Below are 1,566 nucleotides of genomic sequence, written 5' to 3'. Positions count from 1 at the left end.
GAGGAATTCCCTGAAGTCGGGGACGCTGGTGCTCAAATGCAGATCATTGTGAAAGCACCTGAAGGGAAAACATTAGTYGATGAGGATGTAAAAGCCTCACTAGCAGAATTAGCAGAAGAAGTTTCAGCGATTGATGGTGTCGAAACAGTTGTCACACCTGATATGCTACAAAATTATAATGAAAATCAAACAATCGGCTTCTTAATGGCCATTTATGATGTCACATCTTCAGAATTTAAATTGTCGCAAGCAGATGAATTGCGCGAAACATTCGATATAACAGAAGATGCTGGTATCCAAACAGAGCTTTATTCTTCAGAAACAGAAATTTATAACACACAACCGAGCGATATGTCTTCAGAAGTGATCGGTGTCATTGTTGCGGTTGTGATTTTATTCTTTACATTTGGTTCTTTAATTTTAGCAGGGATGCCTGTTATTACAGCGGTGATTGGCTTATTAATTGGGTTATGCGGAGTCATGATTGTTTCCAATTACGCAACCGTTGCATTTGTATGTATTACGCTAGCTGCGATGCTTGGACTTGCAGTAGGGATTGACTATGGGTTATTTATTATTTCTCGTTTCCGTCAAGAGTATGCAAAAGGCTATTCGATTCAACAGTCGATTGCCATTGCGAACGGTACAGCGGGAACAGCAGTAGTGTTTGCAGGGATTACGGTTATTATTGCATTACTGGCGTTAGCTGTTCCACAAATTCCATTCTTAACAATGATGGGGATTTCAGCAGCGTTAACGGTATTCATTGCCATTTTAATTGCGGTGATTGTTACACCAGCAGTGTTGATGTTAATTGGTAAAAAAATTACACCACCAGTTGACCGTAAAAAGACGTTAGCCGAAAAAGTAACAGACCGAGTGAAATTCTCAGGAAAGCTACTACAAGGCTGGGCAAAAGTATTAAACAAAATTCCAGTATTAATCGCAACACTTACCATCGCCTTTTTAGCGATTACAGCGATTCCAATTTTCCATATGGAACTTGGCCTACCAGATGATAGTGTTTACGAAGAGGGGACACCTCAGCGTGATGCGTATGATTTATTAAAAGAGGGCTATGGTGAAGGGGTTCACGCTTCACTTGTTGTCGTAGCAGAGGCGACAGAAAAAGATGGGGAAGTGCTATCGAAACTTGAGCAACTGCAAGCTGATATTTTAGCAATGGATCATGTTGATCTGATTACGAATGTCATTCCAAAAGAATCAGGCGAAATGGCCGTACTTACATTAAATCCAACGAATGGACCAAGTGATCAAGAAACAATTGAACTTGTGCATGAGCTACGTAATGCAAAATTTGATGGCGTGAAGTTAAATGTTACTGGTAATACAGCGATGTACATTGATATTTCAGAACGTTTATCAGATGCCTTACCAGTATTCGCATCGATCATTGTTGTATTAGCATTCATTATTTTCATGATTGCGTTCCGCTCAATCTTAGTGCCACTTAAAGCGGTGCTTGGTTTCGTCTTATCCTTAGGTGCAACTTTAGGGTTTGTCACATGGGTTGTACAGGACGGTAACTTCTATGAACTGTTTGGA

1 protein-coding gene is annotated in these 1,566 nt (G+C 40.2%); it reads left to right on the top strand.

The annotated features are described in order from the left end of the window. Nucleotides 1-1,566, top strand: a 1,566-nt coding sequence (locus tag QI30_RS19545) for an MMPL family transporter (protein ID WP_148113916.1), incomplete at both ends; no start/stop codon positions are given.

Source organism: Candidatus Kurthia intestinigallinarum (genome assembly GCF_003991225.1).
Classification (GTDB): domain Bacteria; phylum Bacillota; class Bacilli; order Bacillales_A; family Planococcaceae; genus Kurthia; species Kurthia populi.
This window is presented reverse-complemented; position numbering and strand designations above follow the sequence as displayed.